The following is a 21601-nucleotide window of genomic DNA, read 5'->3' on the forward strand; positions in this document are numbered from 1 at the left end:
TTCCTCCCCGACCCGCACGACTCCCCCGGAGTGGGCATGACCAGCACCCGTCCCCGCTACTTCATCGGCATCGACAACGGCTCGCAGTCCTCCAAGGTGACCGTCTTCGACGCCCACGGCCACGCGGTCAGCGAAGGACGCGCCGCGCTGCGCCCTTACGACACCCCGCGCCCCGGCGTGGTCGAGCATCCGGACGACGACCTGTGGACGTCGATCGGGGAGGCGAGCCGGGCGGCCATGGCGGCCTTCGACGGCGACCCGGCGGACATCGTGGGCGTGGGGCTGTGCACGATCCGGTTCTGCCGTGCCGTCCTCAAGGCGGACGGCACGCTCGCCCAGCCCGTCATGAGCTGGATGGACGAGCGGGTCGGCCTGCCCTACGCGCACAGCGACCCCGAGGCGGCGTACGTCACGACGTCCTCCGGCTACATCGGCCACCGGATGACGGGCCGCTTCCGCGACACCGCCGCCAACTACGCCGGCACCTGGCCCCTGGACCCCGTCACCTGGCAGTGGACCGAGGACGACGAGCAACTGGCCGCGTCCGGTGTCCCGCGGCAGATGCTGTTCGAGCTGGTGCTGCCCGGGGACGTCCTGGGTGAGGTCACCGGGGCCGCGGCACGTCACACCGGCATCCCGGCCGGCCTGCCGGTCGTCGCGACCGCCAACGACAAGGCGGTCGAGGCCCTGGGCTGCGGCCTGCGTGCCCCCGACACGCTGCTGGTCTCCCTCGGCACGTACGTCGCCGGCATGGCGACGGGGCCGCGCGACGTCGAGGACGCCGCCGGCTTCTGGACCAACTACGCCTGCGTGCCGCACACGTACCTCTACGAATCGGGCGGGGTGCGGCGGGGCATGTGGACCGTCAGCTGGTACCGCGACCTCCTCGGCGAGGAGGCGGCGGCGGGAGCCCGGGAGGCCGGCCTGAGCATCGAGGACCACCTGAACGCCGAGGCGGCGAGGATTCCGGCCGGCTCCGACGGGCTCATGACGGTCCTCGACTGGCTCGCGCCCGGTGACGCCCCCTACCGCAAGGGCACTCTCCTGGGATTCGACGGCCGCCACGGCCGCTTCCACATCTACCGCTCCGTCCTCGAGGCGCTCGCCATGACCGTCCACGAGGCGGCGGACCGGATGGCGGACGAGCTGGGCACCGAGTACGGCGAGGTGATCGTCTCCGGCGGCGGCTCACGCTCCGACCTGATGATGCAGATCCACGCCGACGTGCACGGCGTCCCGGCCCGGCGTGCCGAGGCGACGAGCGCAGCGGGTCTGGGCTCCGCGATCTGCGCGGCGGTCGGGCTCGGTGTGTACGGAGGCTTCGACGAGGCCGTCGACGCCATGGTGCGCCCGGGCGAGGTCTTCCTGCCCCGCCGGGCCGACCACGACCTCTACCGGCGGCTCGAGGCCGTCCACCGGGAGGTTCGCGACCACACCGACGCGATCTACCGGCGGACGTACGGCATCTTCGGCTGAGCACGGCCGGCGCAGGCCCGACGGATGGCCACGCGTCGGCCGGCGCAGGCCCGACGGATGGCCACGCGTCGGCCGGCGCAGGCCCCACGGATGGCCACGCGTCGGCCGGCTCCGGCTGACGGAGACGTACGCGTCGCCCGGTCCACGCCCTCCGGCCGCTCCCCCGGGCGGGATGGAGCACCGGCACCGGCCGCCCTCAGAGCCCGACGACGGAGTTCCACCTCTTCGCGAAGCCGACGCGCTCCTCGGAGGTGATGTCGCGGGCGATGGCCAGCCGTTCACGCATGGCCCCGTCGGGGAAGATCAGCGGGTCCTCCGCGAGAGCGGCGGTCTCCTCGTCCGCCGAGGAGGCGAGGATGTCCCGGGCGGCCGGCACCGGACAGACGTAGTTGACCCAGGTGGCCAGTTCCGCGGCGACCTCCGGCTCGTAGTAGAAGTCGACGAGCTTCTCCGCGTTGCGCTTGTGCCGGGCGAGGTTGGGGATCATGAGGGACTCCGACCAGAGCTCGGCCCCCTCCTCGGGGACCACGAACTCGATGCCCGGGTTGTCGGCCTGGAGCTGGATGACGTCCCCCGAGTAGGCCTGGCAGGCCAGCACGTCCCCGTTGGCCAGGTCCTTGATGTAGTCGTTGCCGGTGAAGCGGCGGATGTGGTGCGACCTCACCCTCCGCTCCACCTGATCGCACATCTCGTGGAAGTCGTCGGCGGTCCAGCGGGTGATGTCGGCGCCGTTGCCCTGCATCAGCAGGGCGAAGGCCTCGTCGAGCCCGGACAGCAGGGTCACCCTGCCCCGCAGGTCGTCCGCCCAGAGCTCGCTCGTGTGCCGGATCTCCCGGCCGAGCCTCTCGCGGTCGTACGCGATCCCGGTGATGCCGGACTGCCAGGGCACGCTGTGCGTCCGCCCCCGGTCGAAGGCGGGCGAGCGGAGCTGGGGGTCCAGGTGTGCGGAGACGTTCGGCTGCCGCGACCGGTCCATCTCCTGCACCCAGCCGAGCCGGACGAAGCGGGCCGCCATCCAGTCGCTGATGACGACGAGGTCCCGGCCCGTGGGCTGGTGGTTCATCAGCGCCGGGCTGATCTTCCCGAAGAACTCGTCGTTGTCGTTGATCTCCTCGGAGTAGGTGACGGAGATCCCCGTACGGCGCGAGAACGCGCCGAGCGTGGGCCGCTTCGACTCGTCCTCGTCGTCGGTGTCGATGTAGAGCGGCCAGTTGGCGAAGTGCAGCGAGTGTTCGCTGTCCGACCGGTCGCGGCCCGCCCGGTCGCCGGGCTCCACGTAGGCGGCGGGCACACCGCACGCGGCCAGGACGGCAGCGGCCGGTCCGGCGCCGAGGGCTCGCAGGAGGGAACGACGGGGCATGAGGTGGTCCGGAATCGAGCGCACCCGCGCAGCATGTCGGTCCGGCGCCGCGCCGGGCAATGGACCAACCGTCCAGCCGGAGGCGCCGGTTGCGCACATCATGCCCATGTCGCCGACGCGGGGACGGGGACATGGGCACCGTCCGGGAGCTGACGTGGACGAGAGGAGCACCGGTCCGGGGCATGCGAACGGCCCCGGGCGCCGCCCGGGGCCGTTCGTCACCGCTGTGCGCCGGTCAGCCGTCGAGGGACGTCATCACGTGCTTGATGCGGGTGTAGTCCTCGAAGCCGTACGCGGAGAGGTCCTTGCCGTAGCCGGACTTCTTGAACCCGCCGTGCGGCATCTCGGCGACGAGCGGGATGTGGGTGTTGATCCACACGCATCCGAAGTCGAGCTTCTTGGACATCCGCATCGCGCGGGAGTGGTCCTTGGTCCACACCGAGGAGGCCAGTGCGTATTCGACGCCGTTGGCGTACTCGACGGCCTGGGCCTCGTCCGTGAAGGACTGGACGGTGATGACGGGCCCGAAGACCTCGTGCTGGATGATCTCGTCGTCCTGGCGGAGGCCGGAGACGACGGTCGGGGCGTAGAAGTAGCCCTTGTCGCCGACCCGGTGGCCGCCGGCCTCGACCTTGGCGTGCGCGGGGAGGCGCTCGATGAAGCCGCTGACCTGCGCCAGCTGGTCGGCGTTGTTGAGCGGGCCGTAGAGCACGTCCTCGTCGTCCGGCAGACCGGTCTTCGTGTCCGCCGCCGCCTTGGCGAGCGCGGTGACGAACTCGTCGTGGACGGACTCGTGGACCATGACGCGGGTGGCCGCGGTGCAGTCCTGGCCGGCGTTGAAGTAGCCGGCCTCGGAGATGCCCGCGACGGCCTTGGCGATGTCGGTGTCCTCGAAGACGACGACCGGGGCCTTGCCGCCGAGCTCCAGGTGGACCCGCTTGACGTCCTTCGCTGCGGATTCGGCGACCTGCATGCCGGCCCGCACCGATCCGGTGATCGAGGCCATGGCCGGCGTCGGGTGCTCGACCATCGCGCGGCCGGTGTCCCGGTCGCCGCAGATGACGTTGAAGACGCCCTTGGGCAGGATCTGTCCGATGATCTCGGCGATCAGCACGGTGGACGCCGGGGTGGTGTCGGACGGCTTGATCACGACGGTGTTGCCGGCGGCGAGAGCCGGGGCGAACTTCCAGACGGCCATCATCATGGGGTAGTTCCACGGCGCCACCTGGGCGCAGACGCCCACCGGCTCACGGCGGACGATAGAGGTGAGGCCCTCCATGTACTCGCCCGCCGAGCGTCCCTCCAGCAGCCGGGCGGCACCCGCGAAGAAGCGGATCTGGTCCACCATCGGCGGGATCTCTTCGGTACGGGTGAGTCCGAGCGGCTTGCCGGTGTTCTCCGACTCCGCGGCGACGAGGTCCTCGGCCCGCTCCTCGAACGCGTCCGCGATCTTCAGCAGGGCCTTCTGGCGCTCGGCGGGCGTCACGTCGCGCCAGGCGGGGAACGCCGCGGCTGCGGCGTCCATGGCGGCATCGACGTCGGCCTGTCCGGAGAGCGGCGAGGTCGCGTAGACCTCTTCCGTCACCGGGTTGACCACGTCGATGGTCCGCCCGTCCGCGGCGTCCCGGAACTCTCCGTTGATGTAGTTGCGCAGGCGGCGCACCTCGGTGGTCACGACCACCCCTCCTGTCGGCTGTCCGATGGATGAGACTTCCACCCTAGACCGTTCGGTGACGCTTTCGACATACCCAACCGCCGTCTCCTTCGGATTCAGTCAGATTCAGGCATGCAGACAACGAATTTCATTGATTCAGGCTTGCCAGACAGACGAGTCGCGGTGCACAGTGGGGGTGTGGCCAGCCGTAGCGCAGACTCCAGGAACGGGAGCGGATCGTCACCAGCGGTCGATGCCGTCTCCCTCGCAATCATCGAGCAGCTCCAGGAGGACGGGCGGCGTCCGTACGCCGCGATCGGCAAGGCCGTCGGCCTGTCCGAGGCCGCCGTGCGCCAGCGCGTCCAGAAGCTGCTCGACCAGGGCGTGATGCAGATCGTCGCCGTCACGGACCCGCTCACCGTGGGACTGCGGCGCCAGGCGATGGTCGGCATCAACGTCGAGGGTGACCTCGACCCGGTGGCCGAGGCCCTGTCGGCCATGGCCGAGTGCGAGTACGTGGTGATGACCGCGGGCTCCTTCGACCTCATGGTGGAAATCGTCTGCGAGGACGACGACCACCTGCTGGAGACGATCAACAAACGCATCCGGGCCATACCCGGCGTGCGCTCCACCGAGAGCTTCGTCTACCTCAAGCTCAAGAAGCAGACCTACATGTGGGGAACCCGATAGCCGTGAGCAAGGACCTCAGCCGAACCGCGTACGACCACCTGTGGATGCACTTCACCCGCATGTCGGACTACGAGAAGGCGCCCGTTCCCACCATCGTGCGTGGCGAGGGCACCTACATCTACGACGACAAGGGCAAGCGCTACCTCGACGGCCTGTCCGGACTGTTCGTCGTCAACGCCGGACACGGCCGCCACGAGCTCGCCGAGACGGCGTACAAGCAGGCGCAGGAACTGGCCTTCTTCCCGGTGTGGTCCTACGCCCACCCCAAGGCCGTCGAGCTCGCGGAGCGGCTGGCCCACCACGCCCCGGGCGACCTCAACAAGGTCTTCTTCACCACCGGTGGCGGTGAGGCGGTGGAGACCGCCTGGAAGCTGGCCAAGCAGTACTTCAAGCTCAAGGGCAAGCCGACCAAGTACAAGGTCATCTCGCGCGCGGTCGCCTACCACGGCACTCCGCAGGGCGCCCTGTCGATCACCGGACTGCCCGCGCTCAAGGCTCCGTTCGAGCCGCTGGTACCCGGCGCGCACAAGGTGCCGAACACCAACATCTACCGCGCCCCGCTCTTCGGCGACGACCCGGAGGCCTTCGGCCGCTGGGCCGCGGACCAGATCGAGCAGCAGATCCTCTTCGAGGGCCCGGACACCGTCGCCGCGGTCTTCCTGGAGCCCGTGCAGAACGCCGGGGGCTGCTTCCCGCCGCCGCCCGGATACTTCCAGCGTGTCCGGGAGATCTGCGACCGGTACGACGTGCTGCTCGTCTCCGACGAGGTCATCTGCGCGTTCGGCCGCCTCGGCACGATGTTCGCCTGCGACAAGTTCGGCTACGTACCGGACATGATCACCTGCGCCAAGGGCATGACCTCGGGTTACTCCCCCATCGGCGCCTGCATCATCTCGGACCGGCTGGCCGAGCCGTTCTACGAGGGTGACAACACCTTCCTGCACGGCTACACCTTCGGCGGTCACCCGGTGTCCGCCGCGGTCGGTCTCGCCAACCTCGACATCTTCGAGCGCGAGGGCCTCAACCAGCACGTCCTGGACAACGAGAACGCGTTCCTGACGACGCTGCAGAAGCTGCACGACCTGCCGATCGTGGGCGACGTCCGCGGCAACGGCTTCTTCTACGGCATCGAGCTGGTGAAGGACAAGGCCACCAAGGAGACCTTCACCGACGAGGAGACCGAGCGCGTCCTCTACGGCTTCCTCTCCAAGGCGCTGTACGAGAACGGCCTCTACTGCCGTGCCGACGACCGCGGCGACCCGGTCGTCCAGCTCGCGCCGCCGCTGATCTCCGACCAGTCGACGTTCGACGAGATCGAGGGGATTCTGCGGAACGTCCTGACGGAGGCCTGGACGAAGCTCTGACCGTCGCCACCGGCCGCCGGCAGCACGGCTTCCGGCGGCCGCCCTCTGCGGACCACACGGCCCGGATGCACCCGTTCGAGTGAGAAGGGGAGCGTCCGGGCCGCGTACTGTCCCGACACCTCGCTTCGGCTGCCTAGCGTGCCGAGTGACCGATCGGCCTCTTTTTCGTTGTATTCGTTCCCCCGTAGGGGGGAACAGAAAAACTGATCCGAACCGAGGTGTACGCCATGGTGGCCCCGCCCGACAACGACGTGATCTGGGCACGTTCCCTGCACCACTCCCACAACGGATCGCCGGGGCTCGGTGGTGTCTCCCTCGGCGTACGTGACGGCGAGATCCTCGCCGTGGCCGGGCCCCGCGGGTGCGGGAAGACGACCCTGCTGCACTGCCTCTCCGGCCAGCTGGTGCCCCAGCAGGGCGAGGTCTGGTTCAACAGCGTGCCCGTGCACACCATGGGCCCACGGCTGCGCGAGCAGCTCCGCCGGGACAGATTCGGCTGGATCGCGGCCGAGCCGCAGCTCGTGCCCGAGCTCAGCACCTGGGAGAACGCCGCGCTTCCGCTGCTGCTGCGGGGCGTCTCGCACCGGGCGGCGAAGAAGGCCGCCACCGAGTGGCTGGAGCGCCTGGACATCGGCCCCCTTGCCAAGAAGCGGCCCCACACCCTGCTCCAGTCGCAGCGCCAGCGGATCTCCGTGGCCCGCGCGCTGGCCGCGTCGCCGTCCGTGATCTTCGCGGACGAGCCGACCGCGTCCCTGCACCACGCCGAGCGGGCGCAGCTCCTCCGGACGCTCACCACCGCGGCACGGTCCCACGGGATCACCGTCGTGCTCGCCACCCACGACGCGGAGGTCGCCGCACTCGCCGACCGTGTGGTCGGCATGCTGGACGGCCGCCGCGTCAACACCGTCTCCCTGCCTGCCGCGCCCGATACGGAAGGCCGCTCGGCGTGCTCGCTCTCCGTCTGACCCGTGGCTCGCACCCTCTCGTCCTGATGCGCCGGCTGATGCTCGCCGCCGCGTCGGCGGGGGTCGGCTTCCTGCTCCTGTGCACCCTGGGGTACGCCTCGGGGCATCCGGCGAACGCGTCGAGTTCCGTCCTGCGGCTGCTGTGGTGCGTCGTACCACTCGCCGCGACCGTCCAGTTCGCGGTCGCTGTCGCGCGCACGGACCCGAGCACCCGCCCGCGGCCCGCGCTCTTCGCCGCCGGACTGGGCCCGGCCCGTCTCGCGGTGCTGGCGGCGATCTCGACGGCGGTGTCCACCACGCTGGGCTCGGTGGTGGCGCTGCTCCTCTTCCTGCATCTGCGCGGTGACCTGACCGGGCTGCCCTTCGACGGCGGTGCGGCGGAGTTCCTGGGCGCGGGCACCCCGCTGCCGCTCGCCGCGGCGCTGACGCTGCTCGCCGTCGTACCGCTGGCCGCGTCTGCGGCCGGCGGTCTCGCCCTTCGCTCCAGGCCGGTCGCGCCGTCCGAGGCCCAGGAGGCCGAGGCGGATCTCGCCCCGTCCCCGACACCGACGGGGCTGCCCTGGGGGGTCGCACTCACCGCGGCCGGACTCGCCGTCGAGGCGTACGCGAGCCGCGGCTCGGCGGGCAGCGCGTTCCCCCTGCCGGGGCGGCTCAACGCCACCCCGACGGCCGTTCTCGTGGGCTGGACGCTCACCGCGATCGGTCTGGCCATGGCCGGACCCGGCCTGACCCATCTGTGCGGACGGCTCCTCCAGGCGGTGCGCCCGGGTGCCGTACGGCTGCTGGCGGGCAGGGTCCTGATGGACGAGGCCTCCCGCATCGGCCGGCCGCTGGGCATCGTCTGCGCCGTGGTGTCCGGGGTGATCGCCGCCTCCGTGCTGTACACCGGCGGGCCGCGGCCCTTCGGTCCGCTCACCGCGCTCGGTGCCGTGCTCGTCATCGGCTGCACCCTGGCCACCCTGCTGACCACCGCGCTGGAAGCCAAGCAGGCCCGCGCCCGCACGGCCGCGACCTTGCTGCGGCTCGGCGCCCCGGCCTCCGCGCTCCGCACCGCCGCAGCCTTGCGGGCGCTGGTGCTGCTGGCCGTCTTCGCGCCGCTGACCTGGGCGATCGCGGAGCTCGCGGCGCTGCCTCTGACGGAGTGACCCCCTCCGCCGGGGCGGTACGTAGCATGGCGGCGTGGAGAATCCGGACGAGAACACGTACCCGCCGGGCGTCGAGATCGAGACGCTCACCGCATTCGACCGGGCAGTCGCGGCCGGGACCCTCGCGGGCCACCGCGTCCAGTCCGTCGACCTGACCGACCGGGGCGACGCGCTCCTCGCGACCGACACCCGGGGCGCCGTCTTCCTCGGCTGCCGCATGGAGCCCCGCGCCGACGCCAAGATACGCGGCGACGGGGCCTTCGTCTTCCCGCCGGTGCCCGGCCTGCCCTTCGACCCGTACCGCGGGCTGCTCTACACCCCGGAGGCGCTGTACGAGGGGCTGTCGGAGGGCGGTTACGGGGCGACCCCGGACGCGCGGGCGTACGGCTGGTTCCAGCTCACCAAGGCGAACGGCGACGTCTTCGCCTCGATGCTGCGGGCCCTGCACGACGACGCGGTCTCCGATGCCCTGGACGAACACCTCGCCGGGGCGCGCGTGGTGGGTGTGATGGGCGGCCACGCGATGGCCCGGGGCTCCGAGGAGTACCGCGGCGCCGCCGTACTCGGCAGGGATCTGGCGCGCAGCGGTCTGACCGTGGCGACCGGCGGTGGCCCGGGTGCCATGGAGGCGGCCAACCTCGGCGCCTACGCGGCGCCGCACTCCGACGCCATGCTCCTCAAGGCCTGCGAACTCCTCGCCTCCGCACCGTCGTTCAGCCCCTCGGTCACCGACTGGGCGAAGGCCGCGTTCGCCGTGCGGGAACGCTGGCCCGACGGGGGTTCCTCGGTCGCGATCCCCACGTGGTTCTACGGTCACGAGCCGCCGAACGCCTTCGCGGACAACATCGCCAAGTACTTCGCCAACGCCGTGCGCGAGGACGGGCTGCTGGCGCGCTCCACCGCCGGTGTCATCTTCCTCCCGGGCGCCGCCGGGACCGTGCAGGAGATCTTCGACAACGCGACTCCGAACTACTACGAGTCGCGTTCCGCCCCCACGCCGATGGTGCTGGTGAACCGCGCGCACTGGACAGAGAAGCTGCCCGCCTGGCCACTGCTGAGCGCACTGGCGGAAGGCCGGGCGATGGAGTCCCGGATCGCACTCGTCGACACGGTGGAGGAGGCGGCCGGGGCGCTCGCCCGGCTGACGGGCTGACGGCCCGGCCGGGTTCAGCGGGCGGCGAGCCAGGCGTCGAGGGCGTCGAAGAACGCCTCCCAGCCGTCCTCGGCCGCGGCGTACTGCTCGGGCGTGAGGTGGCCGCCGCGCTGCCGGAAGACCATCTCGGTGGACTTCCGGCTCAGCTCGGTCAGGGTGACCGTCACGGTCTCCCCCTCGGCGTCCGCCGGCGCGCTCCCGTCCTTCAGGGTGAAGACGAGCCGCTCCGGTGCCGTCACCTCCCGGTAGACGCCGTGGAAGGGCATCTCCACACCGGGGACCAGGATGACCAGGCTCCACGCACCGCCGGGCACGACGTCCATCGACACCCGGTCCAGCGGCACGTCGGCGTCGCCCCCGTACCAGGCGGCGAAGTCCTCCGGGACGGTCCAGGCCTCGAAGACGCGGTCCCGCGGAGCCGCGACGACACGGGTGATGTCGATGCCCTCGCGTGCTGACTCGGACATGGTCTGTTCCTTTCCGACGCCCCGTCCTCTCCCCGTCCAGAGGACCAGGCTCCGGGGACGACCGCCAGCGGGACCGGGCGGGCAGCAGCCCGGACCACCGGCCGGCCGGGCAAGGGGACGGAGCACCGCAGGACCGGCCGGGCAGGGCGGAGGGCTGCCGTCCGACCGGTCAGGCCGGGGGCAGGACCACCGTCTCCGCCAGGTCGAAGGCCACCCCCACGACGGCCCCCTCGTCCGGGGTGTCGCGCAGTCCGCACTCCGCCTCCAGGGCCGGGCCGTACGCGGGGTGCAGGAGCGCGGTGACATGGTGGCCGCGGAAGGTGCGTACGCCCACCGTGCAGCGCAGGCCGTCCTTCGGGCTCCCGATCCGGACGCCGCCCGGCCGCACCAGCAGCTCGCACGCCCCCTGGGGCGACCCCTCGGGCACGGGTACCTTGCCCCAGGCGGTGTCGGCGGCCGTGCCCGTGACCACGGCGTCGACCAGGTTGTCGAAGCCGAGGAAACGCGCCACGAACGCCGACGCGGGCTGCTGCCAGACCTCCAGGGGGGTGCCCGCCTGGGCGATGCGGCCGTCCCGCATGACCACGACCCGGTCGGCGAGCGCGAAGGCCTCGCCCTGGTCGTGGGTGACGGCGAGGACGGTGGTGCCCAGCCGGCCGAAGAGGGTGCGGAGTTCGACGACGAGCCGTTCGCGGAGGCTCCGGTCCAGCTGGCCCAGCGGTTCGTCCAGCATCAGCAGCCTCGGGCGCGGCGCCAGGGCACGGGCGAGGGCCACCCGCTGCTGCTCGCCCCCGGAGAGCGCGGTGACCGCCCGCCGGCCGGCTCCGGGCAGGCCGACCAGGTCCAGCAGTTCGTCGGCCCGCCGGTCGCGCTCGGCCCGGGGGACGCCGTGCATCCGCAGGCCGAAGGCGACATTGGCGCCTGCATCCCGGTGCGGGAACAGCTGGTGGTCCTGGAACATCAGCCCGAGTCCCCGCCGGTGCACGGGCAGCGGCGCCTGGTCCTCCCCGTCCAGCAGCACCCGTCCGCCGTCCAGGGGCTGCAGCCCGGCCACGGCACGCAGCAGCGTCGACTTGCCGCTGCCGCTCGGTCCCAGCACGCAGACGATCTCATGGTCCGCGACCTCCAGGTCCACCGCGTCCAGCGCGGTCCGCCCTCCGAACCGGACCGTGGCGGACTCCACTTCCAGCATCTCTAGAACTCCCCGGATCGGTCGGTGCGGATACGTTCGAGCGCGAGCAGCGACACCGCGCAGACGAGCATCAGAATCGTGCTCAGGGCCATCGCCTGGCCGTAGTTGAGCTCTCCCGAGCGTCCCAGCAGCCTGGCCACGGCGACCGGCAGGGTGGGGTTGTCCGGGCGTGCGATGAAGACGGTCGCCCCGAACTCCCCGAGCGACACGGCGAAGGCGAATCCCGCGGCGACCAGCACCGCCCGCCGGACCAGCGGCAGGTCCACCTCACGCCAGGCCCGCAGCGGCGAGGCGCCGAGCACCGCGGCGGCCTCCCTCAGCCGGTCGTCCACGGCACGCAGGACGGGCAGCATCGTGCGTACGACGAAGGGGACGCCCACCAGTGCCTGGGCGAGCGGGACGAGGATCCAGGACGTCCGCAGGTCGAGCGGCGGCTCGTCCAGCGTGATGAGGAAACCGAAGCCGACGGTGACGGCGGAGACCCCGAGCGGCAGCATCAGCAGCGCGTCGAAACCCCGTACCAGCCGGCCCGCGCGCCGGGTCAGCGCGGCGGCGGCGAGTCCGCCGACCACGAGGGCGATGAGAGTGGCGACGAGCGCGTAGCGCAGGGAGTTGCCGATGGCGTCGAGCGGCGGCACCAGGAAGGTGGAGCCGTTGGCGTCGGCGGACTGCAACGCGCGGTAGAAGGCGAGTCCGTAGCCGCCGGAGGTGTCGAAGGAGCGCTCCACCAGCACCCCGAGCGGCAGCAGGACGAGCAGGAGCACCGTCAGCAGCACCCCGCCGAGCAGCGCCCGCTGTCCGGCTCCCCGGGGCGGCCGGGCGGTCTGCGCCGGGTCGACCAGCCTCAGGGCGGTCTCCCTGCGGCGTACGGTCCACGCGTGCACGGCGAGGATCCCGCCCACGGCCGCGAACTGCACCAGGGTCAGCACGGCGGCCGTCGGCAGGTCCAGCAGTTGCGCGGTCTGCCGGTAGATCTCCACCTCCAGCGTGGACCAGCCCGGTCCGCCGAGGATCTGGACGACTCCGAAGGAGGTGAACGTGAAGAGGAAGACCATCAGCGCCGCGGCGGCCACCGCCGGGGCCAGCGCGGGCAGCGTCACCCGCCGCCAGGCGGCGAAGCGGCCGGCCCCGAGCACACGGGCGGCCTCCTCCTGGCGGGGGTCGAGCTGCGACCACAGGCCGCCCACGGTCCGCACGACGACGGCGTAGTTGAAGAACACATGGGCGAGCAGGATCGCCCACACGGTCGTGTCGAGCCTGACCCCCCAGAGCTCGTCGAGGAACCCGCCGCGTCCCAGCAGGGCGAGGAACGCCGTACCCACCACGACCGTGGGCAGGACGAACGGCACCGTCACCACGGCCCGCAGCACCTGCTTGCCGGGGAAGGCGAAGCGGGCGAAGACGTACGCGCCCGGCAGTGCGATCAGGAGGGTGAGCGCGGTGGAGGCGAGGGCCTGCCAGGTCGTGAACCAGAGGACGTCCAGGATGTCCGGACGGCTCAGCACCGTGCCGATCCGGCCGAACTGCCAGTCGCCGCCCGCCTTCAGCCCCCGGCCGACGATCGCGACGACCGGATAGGCGAAGAACAGCGCGAAGAACACGACGGGCACGGCCATCAGGCCGAGCCGCACCGCGTTCCCCCCGCGCGCGGGCCGCGCGGCTACTTCACGACGAGCGAGGACCATGACTGGACCCACTGCTCACGGTTCTTGGCGATCTTCTCCGGTGCGACCGTCGCCGGCTTGTCGACGGTCGCTCCGAACTTCGTGAAGAGCTCCGGCAGCTTCGCGTCCTCCGCCACCGGGTTCACGAACATGTTCAGCGGCATGTCCTCCTGGAACTGCCTGCTGATCAGGAAGTCGAGCAGCGCCTTGCCGCCCGCCTCGTTCCTCGCCCCGTCCAGGAGGCCGGCGAACTCGGTCTGGCGGAAGCAGGTGCCGGTGGCGACCCCGGTCGGCGCCTCGGTGGGCTGCGGATCGGCGTACAGCACCTCGACGGGCGGGCTGGAGGCGTACGAGACGACGAGCGGACGGTCGGCCTTCGCCTTCTTGCCGCCGGCCGATCCGGAGAACTCGTCGTTGTACGCCTGCTCCCAGCCGTCGACGGTCTTGACCCCGTTGTCCTTCAGCTTCTTCCAGTAGTCCTGGTAGCCGGTCTCGCCGTAGGTGGCGACGGTCCCGAGGAGGAAGCCGAGTCCGGGCGAGGAGGTCGCGGCGTTCTCGGTGACGAGGAGGTTCTTGTACGCGGGCTTCAGCAGGTCGTCGAAGGAGTTCGGCGGGTCGAGCTTCTTGTCGGCGAAGTACTTCTTGTCGTAGTTGACGCAGATGTCACCGGTGTCGACGGGCGTGACCCGGTGCCGGTCCGCGTCGAGCTGCGCGCCGGCCTCGACGCGGTCGAGCCCCTTCGCCTCGTACGGCGTGAACAGGCCGTTGTCCAGGGCGCGGGAGAGCAGGGTGTTGTCGACCCCGAAGAACACGTCGCCGCGGGGCGAGCCCTTGGTCAGGATCTCCTGGTTGAGCGCGGCCCCCGCGTCACCGCTCTTGAGCACCTTGACCCGGTAACCGGTCTCCTTCGTGAACGCCTTCAGGACGGCGTCCGAGGCGTTGAACGAGTCGTGACTGACCAGCGTGACGGTCGTGGACCCGGCCCCCGTGTCACCGGAGGCCTTGTCGTCGGAACCGCCGCAGCCCGCGAGCACGGTGACGCCGAGCGCGGCGGCGAGCGCCGTCGCCGCGTACTTCGTGGTGGTGTTCATGTGATCCTCCTGGAGGTGACCAGGAAGAGACGCGGCCCCGCCCGCCGGGAGCGGGCAGGGCGCAACAGCTTGAGTAAGGTCCGAACTTCCTACCCGGAATGACCCGGGCGAGGTTCAGAGGGTCTGCGGCCGACCTGTCCTCGGTGCCGCACTCTCAGCGCTGTGGCGCTCCCCTGTCGGAATATGAAGTTGATTGCGGGGCCAGGCTACACCGGCCGGATCATGCCGGACCGGCCGGTTCGGACCGGTCCGGCACCACCGCCTCAGCGCTCGGCGGCCGCCAGCTGACCACAGGCGCCGTCGATCTCCTGGCCACGGGTGTCGCGGACGGTCACCGGCACACCGTGGGCGGCGATGGCCTCCACGAAGGCCTTCTCGTCCTCGGGCCGCGAGGCCGTCCACTGGGAACCGGGGGTCGGGTTCAGCGGGATGAGGTTGACGTGCACCCGCTTGCCCTTGAGCAGGCGGCCCAGCCGGTCGCCACGCCACGCCTGGTCGTTGATGTCGCGGATCAGCGCGTACTCGATGGAGATGCGGCGGCCGGACTTCTCCGCGTACTCCCACGCGGCGTCCAGGACCTCACGGACCTTCCAGCGGGTGTTCACGGGGACGAGGGTGTCGCGCAGCTCGTCGTCCGGGGCGTGGAGCGAGACGGCGAGGCGGCACTTGAAGCCCTCGTCGGCGAACCGGAGCATCGCCGGCACCAGGCCCACCGTGGAGACGGTGATCCCGCGCTGCGAGAGCCCCAGGCCGTCCGGCTCGGGGTCCGTCAGCCGGCGGATCGCCCCGACGACGCGCTTGTAGTTGGCCAGCGGCTCGCCCATGCCCATGAAGACGATGTTGGACAGCCGCGCCGGCCCGCCCGGGACCTCGCCGTCCCGCAGCGCCCGCATGCCGTCCACGATCTGGTGCACGATCTCGGCGGTCGACAGGTTGCGGTCGAGCCCCGCCTGCCCGGTCGCGCAGAACGGGCAGTTCATCCCGCAGCCCGCCTGCGACGAGATGCACATGGTCACCCGGTCCGGGTACCGCATGAGGACGGACTCGACGAGCGTGCCGTCGTGCAGCTTCCAGAGGGTCTTGCGGGTGGTGTCGTCGTCACAGCTGATGTGGCGCATGACCGACATCAGATCCGGGAACATCGCCTCCGCGAGCTTGTCGCGCGACGCGGCCGGAATGTTGGTCCACTCCGCCGGGTCGTGCGCGTACCGCGTGAAGTAGTGCTGCGACAGCTGCTTGGCGCGGAAGGGCTTCTCGCCGGTCGCGGCGACTGCTTCCTTGCGCTCGTCGGGCGTGAGGTCGGCGAGGTGCCGCGGCGGCCGCTTGGCTCCACGGGGCGCGACGAAAGTGAGTTCTCCGGGCTTAGGCATGGTTCTTCCAGTGTTACAGACCCGCCGTGGTCCCCGTGACCTCCACAGGCCCGGGACGGGTGAGGGCCCGGCGGCACGGGCCGCCCCCGGCCGCCGTCAGCCGACGTAGGCGGCCCTGGAGAGCCCTGGGACGGGTCGGAGCCCGGCCCGGACCGTGACCGATCGCACGGCGGCGGGCAGCGCGCGGCCACCTGGAGACAGAATCAAACACATGTACGTCGAGCTGTCTTCGCAGGTGGTCGACCGGCCTCACACGGAGCGGGCCGAGCCTGGTCGCCCTCGTTATCGGTCGGGTTCCTGTGTGGGGCGCCGCCGGATCCGAGATGATTCCGGTCATGGAAATCTGGGGGACGCTGCTCGGAACAACCATCGGTGCCGCCATCGCCATAGTGGGGCAGCACCTGGTGAAGCGTGCCGAGGGCAGAACACGGCTGAGTGAACTGCTCTTCGAGCAGTGCGCTCTCGTCGCGGTCTCCGCCGCGGACTACGACAGCCGCATCTGGGAGGAACGGGTACTCGGCCTGGAAGACCGGGTCAGCGGCTTCGATCTTGCCGCACACCGGCTCGCGTCCGTCCGCCTGAAGCTCCTCTCCCGGGACCGCGAGTTGCTGGATGCGGTCGAAGAGCTCAACAAGGCGGGCAGCCACCTGGGCGACTACTGGAGGCGGGGCGATGTCGGGGATGACGAGTTCACCCGGCGCTGGGACCGGCACCGCGCGGCAAGGGAGAAATTCCTTGCCGTCAGTGTCGGGGTCGTGGGTCGTAGCCTGAGGCGAGGCTGAGCCGCTCCCCCGACGGCCCCGCCCTGACAGGCGACTCCACGACATCGGACCCCCTGCTGAGGGCCTGGCGTCAGGCGATACCGGGCCCCGGGCGGTCCGGCTTCGGGAGGCGTACGACCGCCGTGCCCCTCGCCAGGTCCACCGTGGTCCGGTTCGGAGGCGCGCCGCGTCCTCCTCGTCGTCCCGCACGAGGAGGGCCGGCTGCCGTTCCTTGAGCTCGTTCTGCTTACCCGGCGAGAAACTCGCCCGCAGCTGCTCGAACCCCGTCGCGGAGATCTGCCCCTGCCGGACGCCGTTGCGCCGGGGCAGGACGCCCGCACGGCCCGCACGCAGCAGAAGCTGATCGACGAAGGCCAGGAGCGTCAGGGCGACGACCAGGCCCGGAAGAGTCATGAGGACCGCGAATTCCGTACCGCCAGTGGCTTCGGGCCCCCCGTGGGAGAACAGAGGCACGGGCGCGGTACCCGGACAGGGCGTCCCGTCCGGGCCTGGGGCCCACGCGAAGGGCCCGCCGCGGACGGCGGGCCCTTCGGGGGAGCGCGATGCGGAACCGGCCGGCTCAGCCGGATCCGACGAACAGCACCAGCAGCAGCCACACCACCGGCGCGCTCGGCAGGAGCGAGTCGAGCCGGTCCATGATCCCGCCGTGGCCGGGCAGCAGCGTGCCCATGTCCTTGATGCCGAGGTCCCGCTTGATCATGGACTCACCCAGGTCGCCGAGCGTGGCGCTGGCGGCGACCGCGAGGCCCATCAGCAGCCCCTGCCACCAGGTCCCGTCATCGATCAGGAACTCCATGCACAGGGCGCCGGCCACCATCGCGAAGCCGACGGCACCGAGCAGTCCCTCGCGGGTCTTCCCGGGGCTGATGCGCGGAGCCAGCTTGTGTGTCCCGAAGCGCCAGCCGACGGCGTACGCGCCGGTGTCGCTGACCACGGTGAGGAGGAGGAACGTCAGCACACGCCACGCACCGTCGTCCGCGGTGAGCATCATGGCGACGAACGTCGCCAGGAACGGCACGTAGAAGACGGCGAAGACGCCCGCGGTGACGTCCTTGAGGTAGCCCTCGGGCGGCTCCGTCATCCGCCACACGAGCACGGCGAGGGCCGTGAGAGCCATCGCGACCCAGGCGCCCTCCGCCTCCCTCACATAACCGGCGACCACCATCGCGGCGCCGCCGACGGCGAGCGGCACGAGGGGGGCGTTGATGCCCTTGCGCTCCTTGAGGCGGGAGGTGAGCTCCCAGAGACCGACCACCACCGCCAGCACGACCACACCGACGAAGACGGCCTTCACGACGAAGAGGGAACCGGCGACGAGAGCACCGAGACCGACACCGACCCCTATGGCGGCGCGCAGGTCACGCCCCGCACGCTTCTTGGGCGGCGGGGACGGCAGCGGGGTGGACATGGGCTCCTGCGGCTTCTCGTCACGGAACAGGGGGCCGCTGACGCGCGCGGCGTCCCCGTTCCGGTCGTCGCGGTCGTCAGCGTCTCTACCTGCGTCGGGAACGTCCGGCACGATGGGCATGGGCCGAGTCTGCTGGGCGCCGTGCACATCGTATGCAGGACCCGCCGGAGCGGCCCCCATCTCGGGCGCGCTCCAGTATCCGGCTCCCTGCGGGGCGCCCCAGGAAGAGTCGTTCATCAGACTTCGAGCAGCTCGGCTTCCTTGTGCTTGAGCAGCTCGTCCACCTGCGCCACGTACTTCGCGGTGGTGTCGTCGAGCTCCTTCTCCGCGCGGCGGACCTCGTCCTCGCCGGACTCCTTGTCCTTGACGAGCTTGTCGAGCGACTCCTTGGCCTTGCGGCGGATGGAGCGGATCGAGATCTTGGAGTCCTCGGCCTTGGTCTTGGCGACCTTGATGTACTCCTTGCGGCGGTCCTGCGTGAGCTCGGGGAACGTCACACGGATGATGTTGCCGTCGTTGCTCGGGTTGACCCCGAGGTCGGAGTCACGGATCGCCTGCTCGATGTTGCGCAGCGCCGTCTTGTCGAACGGGGTCACCACGGCCATCCGCGGCTCGGGCACCGAGAACGAGGCCAGCTGGTTGATCGGGGTCAGCGCGCCGTAGTAGTCGGCGACGATCTTGTTGAACATCGCCGGGTGCGCACGGCCGGTACGGATCGCGGCGAAGTCCTCTTTCGCGACCACGACGGCCTTCTCCATCTTCTCCTCGGCCTCGAGGAGGATTTCTTCGATCACCACGTGCTCCTGCGTGTCTTGGTCGGACCCGGCATCGTCGGGCCCTGCGGATCCTGCGTCGCGTCCTCACCTGCACGGTGTCCGACCGGCAGGCCGTTGTCCATCTCTTGGGCCGTCAGGCCCGGGTGCTCTCGTCGCTCACCAGCGTGCCGATCTTCTCACCCTTGACCGCGCGGGCGATATTGCCCTCCTGGGTCAGTTCGAAGACGAGGATCGGGAGCTGGTTGTCACGGCAGAGGGTGATCGCGGTGGCGTCGGCGACCTTGAGGTCACGGGCGATCACCTCGCCGTACTCCAGGGCGTCGAACTTCACCGCGCCGGGGTTGGTCCGCGGGTCGGAGTCGTAGACCCCGTCCACGCCGTTCTTCCCCATCAGCAGCGCCTCGGCGTCGATCTCCAGGGCGCGCTGGGCCGCGGTCGTGTCGGTGGAGAAGTACGGCATGCCCATGCCGGCACCGAAGATCACGACGCGCCCCTTCTCCAGGTGCCGCACGGCACGGAGCGGGATGTACGGCTCCGCGACCTGGCCCATGGTGATGGCCGTCTGGACGCGTGAGTCGATGCCTTCCTTCTCCAGGAAGTCCTGCAGCGCCAGGCAGTTCATGACCGTGCCGAGCATGCCCATGTAGTCGGACCGCGCCCGGTCCATGCCGCGCTGCTGGAGCTCGGCACCACGGAAGAAGTTTCCGCCGCCGATCACGACCGCGATCTCCGCGCCGTCGCGTACGACCGCGGCGATCTCGCGGGCGATGGCGTGCACGACGTCGGGGTCGACACCGAGGCCTCCGCCACCGGCGAAGGCCTCGCCGGACAGCTTCAGCATGAAGCGCCCGGAAATCGTGCCGTCGTCGCGCTTGTGGTCACCCTGTGTGGCGTCCGCGCCCTTGTTCATGGAGATTCTCCTCGTGCACATACGAAGAAGGCCATTGCCGGTGGGTCTGTCGTCCCTCAGCGGCAATGGCCTCCTCGTCAGATCTGCGGTCGTCCGGCTAGGTGCGGCCGTCGACTGCACCAGACCCTATCGGGTCCACCGTTGTTCGCGGACGGACTCAGATGCCGACCTTGATGCGCGTGAAGCGCTTCAGGGTGACACCGGCCTCGTCCAGGACCTTCTGGACGGACTTCTTGTTGTCCAGCGCGTAGGGCTGGCCGAGGAGGGTGGCCTCCTTGAAGAAGCCGTTGACGCGACCCTCGACGATCTTCGGGAGCGCGGCCTCGGGCTTGCCCTCGGCGCGCGTGGTCTCCTCGGCGACGCGGCGCTCGGCCTCGACGACCTCGGCCGGGACGTCCTCGCGGGCCAGGTACTTCGGGGCGAAGGCGGCGATGTGCTGCGCAAGGCCCTTGGCCAGCTCGGCGTCGGCCTTGTCCAGCTCGACCATGACACCGATCTGCGGGGGCAGGTCCGGCATGGTGCGGTGCATGTACACGGAGACGTAAGCGCCCTGGAACTGCGCGAAGCGGTCCAGGACGATCTTCTCGCCGAGGTTGGCGTTGGCCTCGTCCACGTACGCCTGGACGGTCTTGCCGGGCTCGATCTCGGAGGCGAGGAGCGCCTCGATGTCGGCCGGGGAGGTCTCGGCGACGTGGGCGGCGAGCGTGTTGGCGACGGCCTGGAACTTGTCGCCCTTGGCGACGAAGTCCGTCTCGCACTTCAGCTCGAGCAGGACGCCGGACGTCTTGTCCTCGGCGACGAGGGAGACGACGGCACCGTTCTCGGCCGAACGGCCCTCGCGCTTGGCGACGCCCTTCTGGCCCTTGATGCGGAGCGCCTCGACGGCACCGTCCACATTGCCGTCGGCCTCGTCGAGCGCCTTCTTGCAGTCCATCATGCCGGCGCCGGTGAGCTCGCGGAGCTTCTTGACGTCAGCGGCGGTGTAGTTCGCCATGAGTCTGTTTCTCTCTCGAAGTCTGAAAGATCTACGGGTGAACGGCGGGGGCGGTGCCAGTGCACCGGCCCCCGCCGTCATTCAGCCGTGACTGACGGGTGTCAGGCCTGCTCGTCCGTGGCCGGAGCCTCGGCGGCGGGGGCCTCGGCCTGCTCGGCAGCCTGCTCGTCGGCGGCGGCGGCCGGCTCGGCGTCGGCGGCCTTCTCGGTCTCGGCGGAGGACTGGACCTCGGCGTCGTCCTTCTTCTCGCCCGTGAGCAGGTCGCGCTCCCACTCGGCGAGGGGCTCGCCGGCGGCCTTCTCGCCCGGCTTCGAGTCACCGGTGGCGGCACCGGAGCGGGCGATGAGGCCCTCGGCGACGGCGTCGGCGATCACGCGGGTGAGCAGGGTGACGGAGCGGATCGCGTCGTCGTTGCCCGGAATCTTGTAGTCGACCTCGTCGGGGTCGCAGTTGGTGTCGAGGATCGCGACGACCGGGATGTGGAGCTTGCGCGCCTCACCGACGGCGATGTGCTCCTTCTTGGTGTCGACGATCCAGACGGCGCTCGGCACCTTCTGCATCTCGCGGATACCACCGAGGGTCTTCTCCAGCTTGGCCTTCTCGCGCGAGAGGACCAGGAGCTCCTTCTTGGTGAGGCCGGAGGCGGCCACGTCCTCGAAGTCGATGAGCTCGAGCTCCTTCAGACGCTGAAGGCGCTTGTAGACGGTGGAGAAGTTGGTGAGCATGCCACCGAGCCAACGCTGGTTGACGTACGGCATGCCGACGCGCGTCGCCTGCTCGGCGATGGCCTCCTGGGCCTGCTTCTTCGTACCCACGAACATGATGGAGCCGCCGTGCGCGACGGTCTCCTTGACGAACTCGTAGGCGCGGTCGATGTACGACAGCGACTGGAGCAGGTCGATGATGTAGATGCCGTTGCGCTCGGTGAAGATGAAGCGCTTCATCTTCGGGTTCCAGCGACGGGTCTGGTGACCGAAGTGGACGCCGCTTTCCAGCAGCTCCCGCATCGTGACGACGGCCATGGCCGTACTCCTTGAGGTTCTCGGTTGCCGCGACAGCAGGATTGCTGTCGCGCCTGACGCCCCGACGCGCCGTGCCACAAGGGACCGAGGAGCGCGGCCACCGTCCGCAGAGAGGGAG

19 protein-coding genes, 1 pseudogene and 1 riboswitch are annotated in these 21601 nt (G+C 70.6%); of the genes and pseudogenes, 7 read left to right on the forward strand and 13 right to left on the reverse strand.

From position 1 onward, the window contains the following. Nucleotides 1-36: 36 nt before the first annotated feature. On the forward strand, nucleotides 37-1476 hold the full coding sequence (locus ACFC51_RS00395; protein ID WP_376377724.1) for an FGGY-family carbohydrate kinase: 1440 nt from the start codon (nucleotides 37-39) through the stop codon (nucleotides 1474-1476). Nucleotides 1477-1672: 196 nt separating this feature from the next. Here the strand turns inward: ACFC51_RS00395 and ACFC51_RS00400 are convergent, their stop codons facing one another. After that, on the reverse strand, nucleotides 1673-2836 hold the full coding sequence (locus tag ACFC51_RS00400; RefSeq protein WP_376526267.1) for a spermidine/putrescine ABC transporter substrate-binding protein: 1164 nt from the start codon (nucleotides 2834-2836) through the stop codon (nucleotides 1673-1675). 235 nt (nucleotides 2837-3071) lie between these two features. After that, nucleotides 3072-4511 (reverse strand): gamma-aminobutyraldehyde dehydrogenase, encoded by a 1440-nt coding sequence (locus ACFC51_RS00405; RefSeq protein WP_376377726.1) that lies wholly within the window; start codon nucleotides 4509-4511, stop codon nucleotides 3072-3074. A gap of 162 nt (nucleotides 4512-4673) precedes the next feature. On the opposite strand from ACFC51_RS00405, the gene ACFC51_RS00410 reads away from it, so the two are divergent. The 5 genes from ACFC51_RS00410 to ACFC51_RS00430 all read left to right on the forward strand — a co-directional run bounded on the left by ACFC51_RS00410 (nucleotide 4674) and on the right by ACFC51_RS00430 (nucleotide 9807). Then, the gene (locus ACFC51_RS00410; RefSeq protein WP_376377752.1) at nucleotides 4674-5180 is read left to right on the forward strand and encodes an Lrp/AsnC family transcriptional regulator; all 507 of its coding nucleotides are present in this window, start codon (nucleotides 4674-4676) and stop codon (nucleotides 5178-5180) included. After that, complete coding sequence (locus ACFC51_RS00415; protein WP_376377728.1) at nucleotides 5165-6544, forward strand: aspartate aminotransferase family protein; 1380 nt, start codon at nucleotides 5165-5167, stop codon at nucleotides 6542-6544. Before ACFC51_RS00410 ends, ACFC51_RS00415 begins: the two co-directional genes overlap by 16 nt. Before the next feature lie 227 nt (nucleotides 6545-6771). Next, entirely contained in the window at nucleotides 6772-7509 is a 738-nt protein-coding gene (locus tag ACFC51_RS00420) for an ABC transporter ATP-binding protein (RefSeq protein WP_376377730.1), read from the forward strand. Beyond that, the gene (locus ACFC51_RS00425; protein WP_376377732.1) at nucleotides 7491-8654 is read left to right on the forward strand and encodes a hypothetical protein; all 1164 of its coding nucleotides are present in this window, start codon (nucleotides 7491-7493) and stop codon (nucleotides 8652-8654) included. Before ACFC51_RS00420 ends, ACFC51_RS00425 begins: the two co-directional genes overlap by 19 nt. Nucleotides 8655-8688: 34 nt before the next feature. Next, nucleotides 8689-9807 (forward strand): LOG family protein, encoded by a 1119-nt coding sequence (locus ACFC51_RS00430; RefSeq protein ID WP_376377734.1) that lies wholly within the window; start codon nucleotides 8689-8691, stop codon nucleotides 9805-9807. A 14-nt stretch (nucleotides 9808-9821) separates the two neighbouring features. Here the strand turns inward: ACFC51_RS00430 and ACFC51_RS00435 are convergent, their stop codons facing one another. The 5 genes from ACFC51_RS00435 to rlmN all read right to left on the reverse strand — a co-directional run bounded on the left by ACFC51_RS00435 (nucleotide 9822) and on the right by rlmN (nucleotide 15591). Continuing rightward, entirely contained in the window at nucleotides 9822-10274 is a 453-nt protein-coding gene (locus ACFC51_RS00435) for an SRPBCC domain-containing protein (protein ID WP_376526270.1), read from the reverse strand. 169 nt (nucleotides 10275-10443) lie between these two features. After that, a complete protein-coding gene (locus tag ACFC51_RS00440; protein WP_376526272.1) occupies nucleotides 10444-11466 on the reverse strand; it encodes an ABC transporter ATP-binding protein in 1023 nt (340 codons plus the stop codon). Between the two features lie 2 nt (nucleotides 11467-11468). Beyond that, nucleotides 11469-13082, reverse strand: a complete 1614-nt coding sequence (locus ACFC51_RS00445) for an ABC transporter permease (RefSeq protein ID WP_376527033.1) — start codon at nucleotides 13080-13082, stop codon at nucleotides 11469-11471. Nucleotides 13083-13126: 44 nt separating this feature from the next. Beyond that, nucleotides 13127-14221 carry a thiamine ABC transporter substrate binding subunit gene (locus ACFC51_RS00450; RefSeq protein ID WP_376526275.1) on the reverse strand — a complete coding sequence of 365 codons (1095 nt, stop codon included), beginning with the start codon at nucleotides 14219-14221 and terminating at the stop codon, nucleotides 13127-13129. A 68-nt stretch (nucleotides 14222-14289) separates the two neighbouring features. Then, nucleotides 14290-14406, reverse strand: a riboswitch (TPP riboswitch). Between the two features lie 78 nt (nucleotides 14407-14484). After that, entirely contained in the window at nucleotides 14485-15591 is a 1107-nt protein-coding gene (gene rlmN / locus ACFC51_RS00455) for a 23S rRNA (adenine(2503)-C(2))-methyltransferase RlmN (protein ID WP_376377742.1), read from the reverse strand. Between the two features lie 335 nt (nucleotides 15592-15926). Between rlmN and ACFC51_RS00460 the strand changes: the two genes are divergently transcribed. After that, nucleotides 15927-16373, forward strand: coding sequence for a hypothetical protein (locus ACFC51_RS00460; protein WP_376526278.1), 447 nt, complete (start codon nucleotides 15927-15929; stop codon nucleotides 16371-16373). Between the two features lie 70 nt (nucleotides 16374-16443). On the opposite strand, the pseudogene ACFC51_RS00465 reads toward ACFC51_RS00460, so the two are convergent. The 6 genes and pseudogenes from ACFC51_RS00465 to rpsB form a co-directional block, all read right to left on the reverse strand. Beyond that, nucleotides 16444-16766, reverse strand: a pseudogene (locus ACFC51_RS00465) (DUF6191 domain-containing protein). Nucleotides 16767-16932: 166 nt separating this feature from the next. Beyond that, a complete protein-coding gene (locus tag ACFC51_RS00470; protein WP_376379661.1) occupies nucleotides 16933-18018 on the reverse strand; it encodes a phosphatidate cytidylyltransferase in 1086 nt (361 codons plus the stop codon). Beyond that, nucleotides 18018-18575, reverse strand: coding sequence for a ribosome recycling factor (frr, locus tag ACFC51_RS00475; protein WP_031100531.1), 558 nt, complete (start codon nucleotides 18573-18575; stop codon nucleotides 18018-18020). Before frr ends, ACFC51_RS00470 begins: the two co-directional genes overlap by 1 nt. A gap of 115 nt (nucleotides 18576-18690) precedes the next feature. Then, the gene (gene pyrH / locus ACFC51_RS00480; RefSeq protein ID WP_329233357.1) at nucleotides 18691-19467 is read right to left on the reverse strand and encodes a UMP kinase; all 777 of its coding nucleotides are present in this window, start codon (nucleotides 19465-19467) and stop codon (nucleotides 18691-18693) included. A gap of 157 nt (nucleotides 19468-19624) precedes the next feature. Beyond that, nucleotides 19625-20461, reverse strand: a complete 837-nt coding sequence (tsf, locus tag ACFC51_RS00485) for a translation elongation factor Ts (protein ID WP_376379665.1) — start codon at nucleotides 20459-20461, stop codon at nucleotides 19625-19627. A 101-nt stretch (nucleotides 20462-20562) separates the two neighbouring features. Next, nucleotides 20563-21483 carry a 30S ribosomal protein S2 gene (gene rpsB / locus ACFC51_RS00490; RefSeq protein WP_203182715.1) on the reverse strand — a complete coding sequence of 307 codons (921 nt, stop codon included), beginning with the start codon at nucleotides 21481-21483 and terminating at the stop codon, nucleotides 20563-20565. Nucleotides 21484-21601: the final 118 nt, after the last annotated feature.

The organism is Streptomyces sp. NPDC055962 (assembly GCF_042270185.1).
In the GTDB taxonomy this organism is placed as follows: Bacteria; Actinomycetota; Actinomycetes; order Streptomycetales; family Streptomycetaceae; genus Streptomyces.